This is a genomic window from Streptomyces sp. NPDC058872 (assembly GCF_042743065.1).
GTDB lineage: Bacteria > Actinomycetota > Actinomycetes > Streptomycetales > Streptomycetaceae > Streptomyces.
Genome location: NZ_JBHYMK010000043.1, coordinates 1 through 15,505, shown reverse-complemented (window position 1 = coordinate 15,505; position 15,505 = coordinate 1). Strand labels below are relative to the sequence as shown.

Genomic DNA, 15,505 nt, shown 5'->3' with positions numbered 1-15,505 from the left:
CACCGTCGTCCCCCGGGCGGCCCAGCGCCCGGCGCGGCGCGCTCCGCCCCCTGTTCGAGCGCCCCCTTCCCGCGGTATAACCGGCGGTACCGGCTCGGACGCCCTCCGTCGCCCCGGCTGGCTGGTTCGCGACGATCCGATAACGACTCATGAACGGGTCTTTAACTGACATCTACGCGCGTTACGATCGCGGCGAAACCAGCGCCGGAAGAGGCGCTTTCGGTCAGTCTTGAAGGGACCCTCCTCTTGCGCCGGATCACCAGGATCACGACCGTGGGCATCGCCTCCGCGGCGCTCGCCCTCTCCGCCACCGCGTGTGGCAAGTCTTCGACGGACTCCGGCGCCAGCCCGAGCTCCGACTCCAAGGCGACCAAGGCCGCCATCGCGTACGACATCGGCGGCCGCGGCGACCAGTCCTTCAACGACGCCGCCTACGCGGGCCTGAAGAAGGCCGAGGACGACCTCGGCGTCAAGGGCGCCGAGGCCGAGCCGTCGTCCGGCGAGGGCGACGCCGACAAGGTGCAGCGCCTCACCTCGCTGGCGCGCGCCGGCAACAACCCGGTCATCGGCGTCGGCTTCGCCTACGCCCCGGCCATCGAGAAGGTCGCCAAGCAGTTCCCGAACACGACCTTCGGCATCATCGACGACACCTCGGTGACCGGCCCGAACATCGCCAACCTCGTCTTCAACGAGGAGCAGGGCTCCTACCTGGCCGGCGTCGCCGCCGCCAAGGCGTCCAAGACCGGCACCGTCGGCTTCATCGGCGGCGTCGAGGTCCCGCTGATCAAGAAGTTCGAGGCGGGCTACGTCCAGGGCGTCAAGGACACCAACCCCAAGGCCAAGGTGCTCACCCAGTACCTGACCCAGCCGCCGAACTTCGACGGCTTCGCCAAGCCCGACCTCGGCAAGGCCGCCGCCCAGGGCCAGCTCGACAAGGGCGCCGACGTGATCTACGCCGCCGCCGGTCTCGCCGGCTCCGGTGCGATCGAGGCCGCCTCCGAGGCGGGCAAGTGGGCCATCGGCGTCGACTCCGACCAGTACAACCAGGCGGGTCTGTCCAAGTACAAGGACGCCATCCTGACCTCGGTCACCAAGGACGTCTCGGACTCGGTCTTCAACCTGATCAAGTCGGTCGAGGACGGCAAGCCGCAGACCGGTGAGGTCCGCTACGGCCTCGCCACGGACGGTGTCGGCCTGGCCGACTCCAACCCGAAGTACAAGGAGATGACCGACCTCATCGCCGCCGTGGACGAGGCGAAGAAGCAGATCATCGACGGCAAGATCACGGTCAAGACCGCTCCGTAAGGACACGCAGGTCACGACCCGAGCCCGCGGGCCCGGTGCGGTGGCGCCCCGCCACCGCCCCGGGCCCCGGGCCCGTTCCCGTACGGGTTTTTACTTTTCGGCAGCGCTACGCGTGTAGATGTCTCCCTGGCACGATAACTTCGCCCCGCCCTGCCCTCCCGCTCCCGCTCCTTCCGGCCAAGGAGAGTGCGTCATCAACGCGTCCAGCCCCCCTGCCGTAGAACTGCACGGCATCACCAAGCGATTCCCCGGCGTCGTCGCCAACAAGGACATCGCCATCACGGTCCGCAAGGGCACCGTGCACGCCCTCATCGGCGAGAACGGTGCCGGCAAGTCGACCCTCATGAAGATCCTCTACGGCATGCAGAAGCCGGACGAGGGCACGATCGCGGTCGACGGCCAGCAGGTCACCTTCTCCAGCCCCGGTGACGCCATCGCGCGCGGCATCGGCATGGTGCACCAGCACTTCATGCTCGCCGACAACCTCACCGTCCTGGAGAACGTCGTCCTCGGCGGCGAGAAGCTCTACGGAATCGGCGCCAAGGCCCGTCAGAAGATCAACGAGATCTCCGAGGCGTACGGCCTCGGGGTCCGTCCCGACGTGCTGGTCGAGGACCTCGGCGTCGCCGACCGGCAGCGCGTGGAGATCCTCAAGGTCCTCTACCGCGGTGCCAAGATCCTCATCCTCGACGAGCCGACCGCCGTCCTCGTCCCGCAGGAGGTCGACGCGCTCTTCGACAACCTGCGCGAGCTCAAGGCCGAGGGCCTCACCGTCATCTTCATCTCGCACAAGCTGGGCGAGGTGCTGAAGGTCGCCGACGACATCACCGTCATCCGCCGGGGCACCACGGTCGGCACCGCCGACCCGAAGACCGCCACCACCAAGCAGCTCGCCGAGCTGATGGTCGGCAGCGAACTGCCCTCGCCGGAGACCCGCGAGTCGACCGTCACCGACGTGCCGATGCTGCAGGTCCAGGGCCTGACGCTGGTGGAGAGCGGCGCCGGCAGCGCACCGCTGACCACCGCCGCCCCGGCCGACCCGGCCGTCTCGGTCACCGTGCACGAGGAGGTCGCCGCCGGCCGCAAGCTGCTCGACGCCATCTCGCTCACCATCCACAAGGGCGAGATCCTCGGCATCGCGGGCGTCGAGGGCAACGGCCAGACCGAGCTGATCGAGGCCCTGATGGGCCTGCGCACCCCCGACGCCGGTGCCATCAGCCTCGACGGGAAGGACATCTCCGCCGTTCCGGTGCGCAAGCGCCGCGAGGGCGGGATCGGCTACATCCCCGAGGACCGCCACCGCCACGGCCTGCTCCTGGAAGCCCCGCTCTGGGAGAACCGCATCCTCGGCCACGTCACCGAGCCGCCCAACTCCAAGCGCGGCATCCTCGACCCGAAGGCCGCCCGCAAGGACACCGAGCGGATCGTCCGCGAGTACGACGTCCGCACCCCCGGCATCGAGGTGACCGCGGCCTCCCTCTCCGGCGGCAACCAGCAGAAGCTGATCGTCGGCCGCGAGATGAGCCACAACCCCAAGTTCCTGATCGCCGCCCACCCCACCCGTGGCGTGGACGTCGGCGCGCAGGCGCAGATCTGGGACGCGATCCGGGAGGCCCGCCGCGAGGGACTGGCGGTGCTGCTGATCTCCGCCGACCTCGACGAGCTGATCGGCCTCTCGGACACCCTCCGGGTCATGTACCGCGGCAAGCTCGTCGCGGACGCGGACCCCGCCACCATCACGCCCGAGGAGCTGGGCTCCGCCATGACCGGTGCGGCCTCCGGCCACCTCGAAGGCACCGAAGAGCAGTCCGAAGACGGTGACGCCCGATGATGAAACTCGACAAGGACAAGCTGATCATCGGGGCCGCCGGCCCGGTGCTCGCGCTGGTCTCCTCGTTCGTGCTGACCATGCTGGTGCTGCTCGCGACGGGCCTGGACCCGATCGAGCCGATCCGGCTGATGATCGACAACGCGGGCTACTCCGACATCCAGGTCCTGATCGTCAACCAGACCGGGATCTACTACCTGGCCGCCCTGGCCGTCGCCATCGGCTTCCGGATGAACCTCTTCAACATCGGCGTGGACGGCCAGTACCGCCTCGCGGCGATGGTCTCGGCGCTGGTCGGTGCCGCCGTCGAGTGGCCCGGACCGCTGCACATCCTGCTGATCGTGGTCGTCGCGGTGCTCACGGGCGCCTTCTGGGCCGGCATCGCCGGCATCCTCAAGACCACCCGCGGCGTCTCCGAGGTCGTCTCGACGATCATGCTCAACGCCATTGCGACCTCCCTGATCGCCTGGCTGATCCTCCCGAAGAACTTCGGCGTCCAGCCCGCGGGCTCCAACGACCTCACCACCGGCAAGATCGCCGAGTCCGGCTGGTTCCCCGGGATCGACATGGGCCAGGGCAACGGCGAGATCTACGGCTTCACCTTCGTCGCCCTCGCCCTCGGCGTCGTCTACTGGTTCGTCCTCAACCGCAGCCGCTTCGGCTTCGACCTGCGCGCCACCGGGGCCAGTGAGTCCGCGGCCCAGGCCAGCGGCGTCGACGCCAAGAAGATGATCCTCACCTCGATGCTCATCTCGGGCGGCCTCGCCGGCCTCTCCGGCATGCCGACCCTGCTCGGCGACACGCACACCTACAGCCTCTCGTTCCCGGTCGGCGTCGGCTTCACCGCCATCACGATCGCCCTGCTCGGCCGCAACAACCCGGTCGGCATCCTCTTCGCGGCCCTCCTCTTCGCGTTCCTCGACAAGGCGTCCTCGTCGCTCGACATCGAGGGCTACCCGAAGGAGATCACGCAGATCATGCAGGGCATCATCGTGATCGCCGTCGTCGTCTCCTACGAACTCGTCCGCCGCTACGGCATGCGCCGGCAGCAGCAGAAGGTCGGCGAGCAGCTGGCCGCCGGCGGCGCCACCAAGACCGACAAGGAGGTGGCGGCATGAGCACCGGCACCGTCGCCAAGCCGAGCGCCGCGCCCAAAAGGCCGGCCGGACGCCGCAAGCTGACCTGGCCCTGGATCCTGTTGATCGTCGCGGCCGGTCTCGTGCTCTTCTCGCTGGTCCGGGTCGTCTCCGGGGCCAACGACCTCACCTCGGTCGGGCAGGTCTCCGGCGCCCTCCAGCTCGCCGTCCCGATCGGCATGGCCGGCCTCGGCGGCCTGTGGGCCGAGCGCGCGGGCGTGGTCAACATCGGTCTCGAAGGCATGATGGTCCTCGGCACCTGGTTCGGTGCCTGGGCCGGCTACCAGTGGGGCCCGTGGACGGGCGTCGTCGTCGGCATCCTCGGCGGTGCGCTCGGTGGCCTGCTGCACGCGATCATCACCGTCACGTTCAACGTGAACCACATCGTCTCCGGCGTGGCGATCAACATCCTCGCGGTCGGCTTCACCCAGTACCTGTCGAACTTCACCTTCGCCGAGGCCGAGGGCGGTTCCTCCAAGCAGTCCCCGCGCATCGACCCGATCACCCAGATCACCGTCCCGGGCCTCTCGGACTGGCTGCAGGACCTCCAGCAGAAGCACTGGTTCCTGATCTCGGACCTGGCCGGCGTGCTCGGCGGCCTGGTGACCAACCTGTCGCTGCTGACCGTGGTCGCGATCCTGCTGGTCCCGGCCACCTGGTGGGTGCTGTGGCGCACCTCCTTCGGCCTGCGGCTGCGCTCCTGCGGCGAGAACCCGGTCGCGGCCGAGTCCCTCGGCGTGAACGTGTACCGGTACAAGTACATCGCCGTCCTGGTCTCCGGCGGTCTCGCCGGTCTCGGCGGCGCGTTCCTGGCGATCGTCTCCACCGGCATCTACCAGGAGGGCCAGACCGGTGGCCGCGGTTACATCGGTCTCGCCGCGATGATCTTCGGCAACTGGATGCCGGGCGGCATGGCGATGGGCGCCGGCCTGTTCGGCTTCACCGACAGCCTCAAGCTGCGCGGCGGCGCCGAGAACGTCCACGCGCTGCTGCTGCTGGTCGCGCTGCTGCTGGTGGTCGCCGCCCTGTGGCAGCTGTACAAGAAGAAGTACCTGGTCGCCGTGATCTCCGCGGTCTTCGCCGTCGGCTTCTTCCTCTGGTACGCGCTGACCGACCAGGTCCCGAGCCAGTTCGTCGACGCCGCCCCGTACGTCACGACCCTGCTGGTGCTCGCCCTCTCGGCGCAGCGCCTGAGGATGCCGAAGGCGGACGGCCTGCCGTACCGGAAGGGCCAGGGCAAGTGACGGCGGCCCCCGACTGGGAGGCCCTGCGGGTCGCCGCCCGCGAGGCCATGTCCCGGGCGTACGCCCCGTACTCCGGCTTCCCGGTCGGTGCGGCGGCCCGCGTGGACGACGGGCGGGTGGTCTCCGGCTGCAACGTGGAGAACGCCTCCTTCGGCCTCGGCCTGTGTGCCGAGTGCGGGATGGTCTCGCAGCTCCAGGCGACCGGCGGCGGCCGGCTCACGCACTTCGTGTGCGTGGACGGCAGCGGCGGCCCGCTGGTGCCGTGCGGCCGGTGCCGGCAGCTGCTGTACGAGTTCGGGGGCGGCGAGCTCGTCCTGGAGACGCCCGCCGGGTTCGTCACCCTGGCCGAGATGCTTCCGCAGGCCTTCGGCCCGGAGCACCTCGCCACGTAGCACCTCGGAGCGGCCCTTCCGTCACCATGGGAGGGTCGCTCCCCTTTCCCCCTCTATGCGCGTAGAAAGAGGCACCACCATGGACGTCATCTCCGTCATCCGCACCAAGCGGGACAAGGGCGAGCTGAGCCCCGAGCAGATCGATTGGGTCATCGACGCGTACACCCGCGGTGTGGTCGCCGACGAGCAGATGTCCGCCCTGGCCATGGCCATCCTGCTGAACGGCATGAACCGCGCGGAGATCGCCCGCTGGACCGCCGCCATGATCGCGTCCGGCGAGCGCATGAACTTCGACGCGCTCTCCCGTCCGACCGCCGACAAGCACTCCACCGGGGGCGTCGGCGACAAGATCACCCTTCCGCTCGCCCCGCTCGTCGCCGCCTGCGGAGCGGCCGTGCCGCAGCTCTCCGGCCGCGGCCTCGGCCACACCGGCGGCACGCTCGACAAGCTGGAGTCCATCCCGGGCTGGCGGGCCCTGCTCTCCAACGAGGAGATGCTGCACGTCCTCGACACCACGGGCGCGGTGATCTGCGCGGCGGGCGACGGCCTGGCGCCGGCGGACAAGAAGCTGTACGCGCTCCGCGACGTCACGGGCACGGTCGAGGCGATCCCGCTGATCGCCTCCTCGATCATGTCCAAGAAGATCGCCGAGGGCACCGGCTCCCTGGTGCTGGACGTCAAGGTCGGCACCGGCGCCTTCATGAAGAACATCGAGGACGCCCGCGAACTGGCCTCCACCATGGTGGCCCTCGGCACCGACAGCGGCGTGAAGACGGTCGCGCTCCTCACCGACATGGCGACCCCGCTCGGCCTCACCGCCGGCAACGCCCTGGAGGTCCGCGAATCGGTCGAGGTCCTCGCGGGCGGCGGCCCGGCGGACGTCGTCGAGCTCACGCTCGCGCTCGCCCGCGAGATGCTCGACGCGGCCGGCATCAAGGACGCCGACCCGGCGAAGGCCCTCCAGGACGGCTCGGCGATGGACGTCTGGCGCCGGATGATCGCGGCCCAGGGCGGCGACCCCGACGCGGCCCTCCCGGTCGCCCGCGAGCAGCACGTGGTGACCGCCCCGTCGACCGGCGTGCTCACCCGCCTCGACGCGTACGACATCGGCATCGCCGCCTGGCGCCTGGGCGCGGGCCGGGCCCGCAAGGAGGACCCGGTGCAGGCGGGCGCGGGCGTCGAGCTGCACGCGAAGCCCGGCGACACGGTGACGGCGGGCCAGCCCCTCCTCACCCTCCACACGGACACCCCGGAGAAGTTCGACTACGCCCTGACCTCGCTGACGGACGCCTGGGACATCGCTCCGGAGGGCACCTCCTTCACCCCGAACCCGATCGTCATGGACCGCATCGCCTAGGGACCCGACCGCCGTCGGCGCGGCCGGCGACGCCCGTGAACGGGACCGGTGCACCCCTGCCGGTCCCGTTCGGGCTTTCCGCACCCCTCCCGGTCGGCCGGGCGTCCGTCGCGCCTCCCCGGTCGACCGGCAGGCCCGGGGAGGCGAGGACGATCCTCCGGCTGCCGCTCAGCGGTCCCCGCGGTTCGTCACGCGCCCGCCTCCGCCAGCAGCGAGGGCAGCGCGCGCATGTCGTCGAAGACCACCGTGTGCGGGCCCGTCAGGCGGTCCGCCGGGGTCAGGCCGCCGCAGTAGCCGAAGGCGCGCATCCCGGCGGCGCGGGCGGCCCGGACGCCGTAGGGGCTGTCCTCGACGACCGCGCAGCGCTCCGGCGCGACGCCCAGGGTGGCCGCGGCGTGCAGGAAGAGGTCCGGGGCCGGCTTGCTCCGGGCCACGTCCCGGGCGCTGAACATCCGGCCCGCGAAGCGGTCGAGCAGTCCGGTCCGACCCAGGTTCTTGCGGATGGAGGGGTGGCTGCCGTTGGAGGCCAGGCAGTACGGGACCGCCAGGGCGTCCAGGACGTCGGCCACCCCCTCCACCGCCGTCAGCTCCGCGTCCAGGGCGTCCTCGTACCGCTGGCGGTAGGGGGCCTGCCAGTCGGCCCCGAGGGGGCGTCCGCGCCGCTCCTCCACGATCGCGGTGAGCACCTCCTGGGAGGAGCCGACGAAGTGGTCGACCATCTCGGCCTCGGTGAAGTCGGCGCCGAGCGAGGCGAACACCTCCCGGTCCACCCGGCAGTAGATGCGCTCGCTGTCCACCAGAACGCCATCGCAGTCGAAGATCACCAGTTCGACGGGCCCGTGAGTCATGATCGGGATCCTAGCGATGAGTTCCACGGGCCCCGTCGGTCGTACGGGGCGTGGACCCCCGTCGAACGTTCGTCATGACCCTGCCCGCCCGTCCCGACCGGGAGGAGGTGGCAGCCTTCTGCGCCGCCCTGGAGGTGGCCCCGCCCGGTGAGGTCGTCTGCGAGGTCGGCGCCCTCGCACCCGCCGACCTCGCCGCCGTCGACGCCCTGGCCCGACTGCGGCTGGCCGCCGGGCGACGCGGTCACCGCATCCGCTTCCACGGGGCGCGGCCCGAGCTGCTGGACCTGCTCCGCCTCACCGGGCTGGACGGGGCGCTGGACCTCTAGGGCGCGGGGCGCGAGCGGGCGTCCTTCCCCCCGGGTGCCGCCGGCTGCCACCAGCGCGCGGCGGGGCGTCGTGGCGCTGGCCGTGCGCCGCCGGGAGCGACGGGCGGCCCGTCAGGACTCCAGCCGTGCCGGCACCTCGAAGAGCGGGAACCAGCGCTCGGTGTCCAGGAAGAAGTCCATCCCGGCGACCCTGCCGTCCCGCAGCTCCAGGACGATCAGCGCCCACGGGCTGAAGCCGCCGGCCGGGTCCGGGTGGTACTGGGCGAAGGCCGGCGAACCGTTCGCCACGGTCGGCACCAGCTTCGAGCCGGCGCACACGTCGCCGGCGCCCAGCATCCAGCCGACGATGTCCTCGTGCCCCCGGAGCCACAGGTCGTACGGCGGCATGGACATCGTGGCGTCCTCGTGGAGGAGCGCCGTCAGCGCCGTCATGTCGTAGCCCTCGAAGGCGGTGACGTAGCGCTCCAGGAGCGCCTGCTGCTCCTCGTCCAGCGGATCCGCCGGGTCGGAGGCCGCCGGCGCCTGCTCGGCGAGGGTCGCGCGGGCCCGCTGCAGGGCGCTGTTGACCGAGGCGACCGAGGTGTCGAGGAGCTCCGCGACCTCGCTGGCCTTCCAGGCGAGGACCTCGCGCAGGATGAGCACGGCCCGCTGCTTGGGCGGGAGGTGTTGGAGCGCGGCCACGAAGGCGAGGCGGACGGATTCGCGGGACAGCGCCGTCTCCGCCGGGTCGCCCGCCGAGGGCAGCACCCTTCCGTCCGGCATGGGCTCCAGCCAGGTGACCTCCGGCTGCTTGACGAGCTGCGCCTGTGCGACCGGGGTCGGGGAGCTGAGGTCCATCGGTCGCGCCCTCCGGTTCCCGGCGTTCAGCGCGTCCATGCAGACGTTGGTGGCGATCCGGTAGAGCCAGGAGCGCAGCGAGGAGCGGCCTTCGAAGGAGTCCAGGGCCTTCCAGGCGCGGACCATGGTGTCCTGCACCGCGTCCTCCGCCTCGAAGGAGGACCCGAGCATCCGGTAGCAGTAGCCGGTCAGTTCCCTGCGATACCGGTCGAGCTCGTCGGTCGTCGCGGCCGCGGCGTCGTTCAACTGGTCCACACCCCACTCACCCCTCACCGGAACCGTTCGGTGCCGGTGAGGGGGAAGCTACCGCAGCGGACTGACAGTCCGGGGTCAGGTTCCCGGCTTGCGCCCGTAGACGTAGACGTCGTCGCCGTTCCTGAGCAGGTTCCAGTAGGCCTTCGCGTCCGCCGGCCGCATGTTCACGCAGCCGCCCGAACCCGGCGGGTTCCACATGGACTTGGTGGTCGAGTGGAAGGCCTGGCCGCCGTCGAAGAACTGGGAGTACGGCATGGAGACGTGGTAGATCGTCGACCAGTGGTTGATGGTGCGCCAGTAGATCCTCTGGGAGCCGGTGCGGGTCTCGGTGCCGTCCTTGCCCGTCCGCACCGGCACCGGGCCGTACCTGAGGCGCGCACCGTCCTGGATCCAACTGAGCTGGCGCGTCAGGTCGACGCAGGCGATCCGGCCGCGGTTGGTGGGGCACTTCCGGTCCTTGTTGGGGTTGGTGCCCGCCGCCTTCTGCTGGAGCATCGTGTTCATCGTGCGCCAGGTGATCGGCCCCGCGTACCCCACGGTCGGGGTGATGCCGTGCTTGCGCTGGAAGGCCTGGACGGCCTTGCAGTCGGCGAGCGACTGGCGCCCGTCGACCGGCCGCCCGAGGAACTTCTCCACCTGCCTCTGGTAGGGCCCCGTCGTCACGTTGCAGGACGCCGCCTGCGCCGGGGTCGTACCGAGGGCGATCGTCATCGGCACCACGAGCGAGGCGAGGCCGATCGCGGTGCCCGTCCTCCTGCCGGTGTGCGTCATGAATCGGTTCATGATCGTCAACTCCCCCTAGAGTCCTGCCCCTTCAGACGTTCGGGACGGCCCGTTAGTTGCAGGCGGCGGCGAGTCGGAGCCGGCGGGCCGCGGTCCGGGCGCTGAGGCTGCCGTACAGCGTGACCGAGACGACGCCGAGGACCGAGACCAGGCCGATCAGGACGGTGCCCGCCCAGCCGCCCGCGTGGAACGCGACCGCGCCGAGGGTGCCGCCCGCACTGCTGCCCAGGTAGTACGCCGACTGGTACAGCGCCGAGGCCTGTGCGCGGCCCGTCTTCGCCGTGTGGCTCACCGAGGAGGAGGCGACCGCGTGGCCCGCGAAGAAGCCGGCCGTGATCAGGACCAGGCCCGCGAGCACCGGGGCGAGCGCGTCGGCGAGCGAGAGCAGCAGGCCGGCTGCGGTGGTGGTGACCGCCAGGTACAGCGCACCGCGCCGGCCGAGTCGCCCGACGAGCCGTCCCGCCGCCGCCGAGGAGACCGTGCCGACCAGGTAGACCAGGAAGATCGAGCCGATCACGCCCTGCGGGAGGGAGAACGGGGCCTCGACCAGGCGGTAGCCGATCGCGGTGTAGACGGCGCCGAACACCGTCATGAACAGCGCGCCGATCACGTACAGCCGCATGAGCAGGGGATCGGCGAGGTGCGACCGCACGGTGCTCGCCAGCGCCTTCGGGTCCAGCGTGCCCGGCGTGAAGTGCCGGGCCTTCGGGAGCAGCGCCCGGAAGGCGATCGCACAGGCCAGGGAGGTCAGGCCGACGGCGGCCAGGCCCGCGCGCCAGCCCCACAGCTGGGACGCCCAGCCGGTCACGAGGCGACCGCTCATGCCGCCGATGGAGTTGCCCGCCACGAAGAGGCCGATCGCGGCGATCAGTGCCCTGGGCCGGACCTCCTCGGCGAGGTACGCCATCGCCGAGGCCGGGAGACCGGCCAGCGCGGCCCCCTGCACGGCGCGGAGCACGATCAGCGACGTGAGGTTCGGGGCGAACGGCACCAGGAGCGCCACGGCCACCGCGACGGAGAGGGAGGCCGTCATCATCGCGCGCCGTCCGAAGCGCTCCGAGAGGGCGCTCAGCGGCAGGACGCAGAGGGCGAGGGCGCCGGTGGCGGCCGAGACCGTCCAGGAGGCCGCGGAGGCGGTGGCGCCGAACTCGGCCGAGATGGCCGGGAGGAGGGCCTGCGTGGAGTAGAGGAGGGCGAAGGTGGCCAGTCCGGCGGCGAAGAGCGCGAGGCTGGTGCGGCGGTAGCCGGGGGCGCCGGGGAAGAGACGGGTGTCGGCGGACGCGGTGGTGGCGCCCGCCTTGGTACTGGCGGAAGGCATGTCACGAACGTAGGACGGCCCGTTTCATGCGTCCAATGCACGGAACTGCTGTAATCGTTCCCATGGTGCATGAGTACAGGTCACAGCCCCGCCTGTCACCGAACAGTAACGAAGAAGACATGGGGCTGCTGCTCGCGCCCCGCCTCGCGTACTTCGCCGCCGTCGCCCGGCACGAGCACGTCACCCGTGCCGCGGCCGAGATGGGCGTGCCGCAGTCGACGCTCTCGCGGGCCGTGGTCCGGCTGGAGCAGGACCTCGGCGTCGCCCTCTTCGCCCGCCGTGGCCGCACCGTCTCCCTCACCCCTGCGGGCCGCCGCTTCCTCACTGCGGCCGAGCGGGCCCTCACCGAGGTGGAGCGGGCCGCCGACACCGTGCGGGCCGATGCCGATCCGACGGCCGGCCGGGTCGCCTTCGGCTTCCTCCACACCATGGGCTCCGAAACCGTTCCCGGTCTCCTCCGCGCCTTCCGCGTCGACCACCCGCGGGTCCGCTTCACCCTGGTCCAGAACTACGGCGAGGCCATGATCGAGCGGCTGCGGGCCGGTGACCTCGACCTCTGTCTGACCTCTCCGGTGCCGGACGCCCCGGACCTGGTGGCCCGGCGCCTCGACGAACAGCGGCTGCGGCTCGTCGTCCCGGACGACCACCGGCTCGCCGGTCGCAAGCGGGTCCGCCTCGCCGAGGCCGCGGACGAGGCCTTCGTGACCCTGGAACCGGGGTACGGGCTCCGCCGCATCACCGACGACCTGTGCGCGGAGGCGGGGTTCACGCCGCGGGTCGCCTTCGAGGGGGAGGAGGCCGAAACCCTGCGCGGTCTGGTCGCCGCCGGCCTGGGCGTCGCCCTGTTGCCCCCGCCGGCCGTTCCGCGCCCCGGCGTCGTCGAACTCACCGTCACCGCGCCCCGCGCGGTCCGCGAGATCGGCCTCGCCTGGCTCGACGGCCATCCGGACACGGCTCCGGTCGCGGCCTTCAAGAAGTTCCTGCTCGGCCGCCGCGGCCAGCTGCTCCCCAAGGAGGCACCGCCGGCGACGTAGTCCCGCCCGGGCGCCGGGAGGGCCCCGGCGGTGCCGTCACCTCCTGGACGAGCCGCCGAATCCCGCCGCCAGCGGCATGCGCAGGCCGAGCGGCGGGGGAGCCGCCATCGCATCGGTCACCGGTCGGGCCACCGGCCGGGCGAAGAGGGCCCCGAGGGCGAAGTCCGTGACCAGGGCCCGTACCTCGTCCGCGTACTGGCGCAGCGCGTGTCCGTCGGAGTGGACCTCGAAGCGGCAGGTCTCCCGGTTCGCCTTCTTCGCCCGCTCGGCGAACCGGAACGACAGCTCCGGGTCCGTCCGGGCATCGTTCGTGCCGTGCACGAGCAGCACCCGGCGTCCCACCAGCTGCCGCACCGGCTCCGGCTCGGCGGCCACGTCGTCCTCCGGAAGCCACGGGGCCAGGGCGAGGACCGCGCCGACCGCTTCGTGCCCGGCGGCCCGCAGCGCGGCCCGCCCCCCGAACCCGTGCCCGACGAGACAGATCGGAACGTCGCCGTAGCGCCGCACCGCCTCCTCGACCGCCCAGGAGGCGTCCGCCGCGAGGTCGGCGTCCGCGCCGTTCCAGCCGCGCGTCCGGTAGTGCACCACATGGGCGACGAGCCCCTCGGCCAGGCCGGCCCGGACCAGGCCGCGCCCCAGCGGCAGCATGGCCGTGCGGGCGCGGAGGGAGGCGCGTCGTGCCGACACCGGTTCGCCGTCCGGCAGGAGCAGCACCACGCCACCCACCGCCGACGCCACCGACCGGGAACTGACGGGACGTCCGAGCCGGGGTCGCCGGCCTTCGGGTGGCCCCACGAGTGCGAAGTGCGCCATGACAGAACAGTCTCAGAAGGAGAGGTGTACACCAGTCGTACGCGTGGTCACTGTTGCGCATCGCTGCCCGGAGGTTCGAACGGACGCACCGGGCGGGCCCGTTCGAAGGGCTCCGCCGCCACGGGGAGCGGCGGGCCCTTTTCCGTCACCTCCGCGGCCGGGACGGCCCGTCCTGCGCGTGCCCGGGGGAGCGGACCGCCCGGCCCGCTCCCCGCCCCGCGGGAGAAAAACCGGTGCCGCGAGGAGCGTTCTACGCGCGTAGGGGCTAGAGTGCGGAAATGACGAGCCAGACCCCCAACGTCCCCACCGCGGACCAGATCCGCCGTGCCCCGAAGGTGTTGCTCCACGACCACCTCGACGGCGGACTGCGCCCCGGCACGATCGTCGAACTCGCCCGGGAGCAGGGTTACGGGCAACTCCCGGAGACGGAGCCCGACAAGCTCGGCGTCTGGTTCCGCGAAGCCGCCGACTCCGGTTCCCTCGAACGCTACTTGGAGATCTTCGCGCACACCTGCGCCGTCATGCAGACCCGGGACGCCCTCTTCCGCGTCGCCGCGGAGTGCGCCGTCGACCTCGCCGAGGACGGCGTCGTCTACGCGGAGGTGCGCTACGCCCCCGAGCAGCACCTGGAGGGCGGCCTCAGCCTCGAAGAGGTCGTGGAGGCCGTCAACGAGGGCTTCCGGGAGGGCGAGCGACGGGCCAGGGACAACGGCCACCGCATTCGGATCGGCGCCCTGCTGACCGCCATGCGGCACGCCGCCCGTGCCCTGGAGATCGCCGAGCTGGCCAACCGTTACCGGGACTCCGGAGTGGTCGGCTTCGACATCGCGGGCGCCGAAGCCGGCTACCCGCCCACCCGCCACCTCGACGCCTTCGAGTACCTCAAGCGGGAGAACAACCACTTCACGATCCACGCGGGCGAGGCGTTCGGGCTGCCCTCGATCTGGCAGGCCCTCCAGTGGTGCGGCGCCGACCGGCTCGGCCACGGCGTCCGGATCATCGATGACATCGAGGTCGCCGAGGACGGCTCGGTCCGTCTCGGTCGCCTCGCGGCCTACGTGCGGGACAAGCGGATCCCGCTGGAGATGTGCCCCTCCTCCAACCTCCAGACCGGCGCCGCCGCCTCCATCGCGGAACACCCCATCGGTCTGCTCCGCACGTTGCACTTCCGGGCCACGGTCAACACCGACAACCGCTTGATGAGCGGGACGAGCATGAGTCGCGAATTCGAGCTGCTGACCGAGGCATTCGATTACACGCTCGATGACATGCAGTGGTTCACGGTCAATGCGATGAAATCAGCGTTCATTCCTTTCGATGAACGGCTCGCCATGATCAATGAAGTGATCAAGCCCGGATATGCCGAGCTGAAATCCGAATGGCTGTTCCAGCAGACCGCTGCGACCAGCGATTCTTCCCGGTCGGCAGACTGAGGGGCGGATTGCTGAGGGGCAGGAGCGGCCGGGTCGGTGCGACACCCGGCCGCTTTTCGGTGTTTGCGGAGGCGACGTTCACTGGTTAGTTTGCAGAGCCGCTCTGCATTCCCAGGTTCCCAGGATTTCCCCTCCCGGCTTTCCCCGAAGCCCCCGGATTCCCCAAGGAAGATTTTCAGATGAAGCAGTCTGCCGCCAAGAAGCTCGGTGTCGCCGCTCTCGGTGCCGCTTTCGCCGCCACCGCCGCCGGTACGGCCTCTGCAGCGCCGTCCCTGCCGCTGGACGCCGACGCGCTGGGCACGGTCAGCCAGGCCGTCCCGCTGGGCGAGGGCCTCACCGAGCTCCCCGACGGCGCCGCCGATTCCCTCGGCGCCGGGCAGGGCGCCCTCGGCCAGGGCCTCGACCAGGGCGTGAAGACCCTTCCGGCCGCCGCCGGCCAGGCCACCCAGAACCTTCCGCTCGACGCCGCCGCCGGCGGCCTCGGCGCCACCCCGCTCGGCGGCCTCCTCGGCGGCCTGCCGCTGGGCGCCGGCGGTCTGCCGATCGGCTGACGTCCGCCGCACGCGCCGAAGGGGCGCACCCCGGCTGTTCCGGGG

The 15,505-nt window shown here is 71.4% G+C and carries 15 protein-coding genes; 10 read left to right on the top strand and 5 right to left on the bottom strand.

Annotated features, from left to right (window positions below; translation table 11 throughout):
* Positions 1 to 246 precede the first annotated feature (246 nt).
* The 6 genes from ACFW22_RS24765 (at position 247) to ACFW22_RS24740 (ending at position 7,262) form a co-directional block, all read left to right on the top strand.
* On the top strand, positions 247 to 1,305 hold the full coding sequence (locus ACFW22_RS24765; RefSeq protein WP_386408432.1) for a BMP family protein: 1,059 nt from the start codon (positions 247 to 249) through the stop codon (positions 1,303 to 1,305).
* A 118-nt stretch (positions 1,306 to 1,423) separates the two neighbouring features.
* On the top strand, positions 1,424 to 3,136 hold the full coding sequence (locus tag ACFW22_RS24760; RefSeq protein ID WP_386408430.1) for an ABC transporter ATP-binding protein: 1,713 nt from the start codon (positions 1,424 to 1,426) through the stop codon (positions 3,134 to 3,136).
* Complete coding sequence (locus tag ACFW22_RS24755; RefSeq protein WP_386408428.1) at positions 3,133 to 4,251, top strand: ABC transporter permease; 1,119 nt, start codon at positions 3,133 to 3,135, stop codon at positions 4,249 to 4,251. The genes ACFW22_RS24760 and ACFW22_RS24755 overlap by 4 nt, the downstream gene beginning before the upstream one ends.
* On the top strand, positions 4,248 to 5,513 hold the full coding sequence (locus tag ACFW22_RS24750; protein WP_386408426.1) for an ABC transporter permease: 1,266 nt from the start codon (positions 4,248 to 4,250) through the stop codon (positions 5,511 to 5,513). The genes ACFW22_RS24755 and ACFW22_RS24750 overlap by 4 nt, the downstream gene beginning before the upstream one ends.
* A complete protein-coding gene (locus tag ACFW22_RS24745) occupies positions 5,510 to 5,905 on the top strand; it encodes a cytidine deaminase (RefSeq protein WP_386408424.1) in 396 nt (131 codons plus the stop codon). The genes ACFW22_RS24750 and ACFW22_RS24745 overlap by 4 nt, the downstream gene beginning before the upstream one ends.
* 79 nt (positions 5,906 to 5,984) lie before the next feature.
* The gene (locus ACFW22_RS24740) at positions 5,985 to 7,262 is read left to right on the top strand and encodes a thymidine phosphorylase (RefSeq protein ID WP_386408422.1); all 1,278 of its coding nucleotides are present in this window, start codon (positions 5,985 to 5,987) and stop codon (positions 7,260 to 7,262) included.
* Between the two features lie 188 nt (positions 7,263 to 7,450).
* Here the strand turns inward: ACFW22_RS24740 and ACFW22_RS24735 are convergent, their stop codons facing one another.
* A complete protein-coding gene (locus ACFW22_RS24735) occupies positions 7,451 to 8,110 on the bottom strand; it encodes an HAD family hydrolase (protein WP_386408420.1) in 660 nt (219 codons plus the stop codon).
* Positions 8,111 to 8,184: 74 nt separating this feature from the next.
* On the opposite strand from ACFW22_RS24735, the gene ACFW22_RS24730 reads away from it, so the two are divergent.
* Positions 8,185 to 8,436: an STAS domain-containing protein gene (locus ACFW22_RS24730; RefSeq protein WP_386408418.1), complete on the top strand. Its 252-nt coding sequence runs from the start codon at positions 8,185 to 8,187 to the stop codon at positions 8,434 to 8,436.
* A 111-nt stretch (positions 8,437 to 8,547) separates the two neighbouring features.
* Here ACFW22_RS24730 and ACFW22_RS24725 read toward each other — a convergent pair whose 3' ends face one another.
* The 3 genes from ACFW22_RS24725 to ACFW22_RS24715 form a co-directional block, all read right to left on the bottom strand.
* Positions 8,548 to 9,519, bottom strand: coding sequence for a sigma-70 family RNA polymerase sigma factor (locus ACFW22_RS24725; protein WP_386408529.1), 972 nt, complete (start codon positions 9,517 to 9,519; stop codon positions 8,548 to 8,550).
* A gap of 84 nt (positions 9,520 to 9,603) precedes the next feature.
* The gene (locus ACFW22_RS24720; protein ID WP_386408527.1) at positions 9,604 to 10,239 is read right to left on the bottom strand and encodes a L,D-transpeptidase family protein; all 636 of its coding nucleotides are present in this window, start codon (positions 10,237 to 10,239) and stop codon (positions 9,604 to 9,606) included.
* A gap of 124 nt (positions 10,240 to 10,363) precedes the next feature.
* Positions 10,364 to 11,629 carry an MFS transporter gene (locus ACFW22_RS24715; protein ID WP_386408415.1) on the bottom strand — a complete coding sequence of 422 codons (1,266 nt, stop codon included), beginning with the start codon at positions 11,627 to 11,629 and terminating at the stop codon, positions 10,364 to 10,366.
* Between the two features lie 62 nt (positions 11,630 to 11,691).
* Here ACFW22_RS24715 and ACFW22_RS24710 point away from each other — a divergent pair, with 62 nt between their 5' ends.
* Positions 11,692 to 12,663 (top strand): LysR family transcriptional regulator, encoded by a 972-nt coding sequence (locus ACFW22_RS24710; RefSeq protein ID WP_386408413.1) that lies wholly within the window; start codon positions 11,692 to 11,694, stop codon positions 12,661 to 12,663.
* A gap of 36 nt (positions 12,664 to 12,699) precedes the next feature.
* On the opposite strand, the gene ACFW22_RS24705 is transcribed toward ACFW22_RS24710, so the two are convergent.
* Positions 12,700 to 13,476, bottom strand: coding sequence for an alpha/beta hydrolase (locus ACFW22_RS24705; protein ID WP_386408411.1), 777 nt, complete (start codon positions 13,474 to 13,476; stop codon positions 12,700 to 12,702).
* Positions 13,477 to 13,754: 278 nt separating this feature from the next.
* Here ACFW22_RS24705 and ACFW22_RS24700 point away from each other — a divergent pair, with 278 nt between their 5' ends.
* Both ACFW22_RS24700 and ACFW22_RS24695 read left to right on the top strand, forming a co-directional pair.
* Complete coding sequence (locus ACFW22_RS24700) at positions 13,755 to 14,909, top strand: adenosine deaminase (protein WP_386408409.1); 1,155 nt, start codon at positions 13,755 to 13,757, stop codon at positions 14,907 to 14,909.
* 179 nt (positions 14,910 to 15,088) lie between these two features.
* Positions 15,089 to 15,460, top strand: coding sequence for a hypothetical protein (locus ACFW22_RS24695; protein WP_386408407.1), 372 nt, complete (start codon positions 15,089 to 15,091; stop codon positions 15,458 to 15,460).
* Positions 15,461 to 15,505 lie beyond the last annotated feature (45 nt).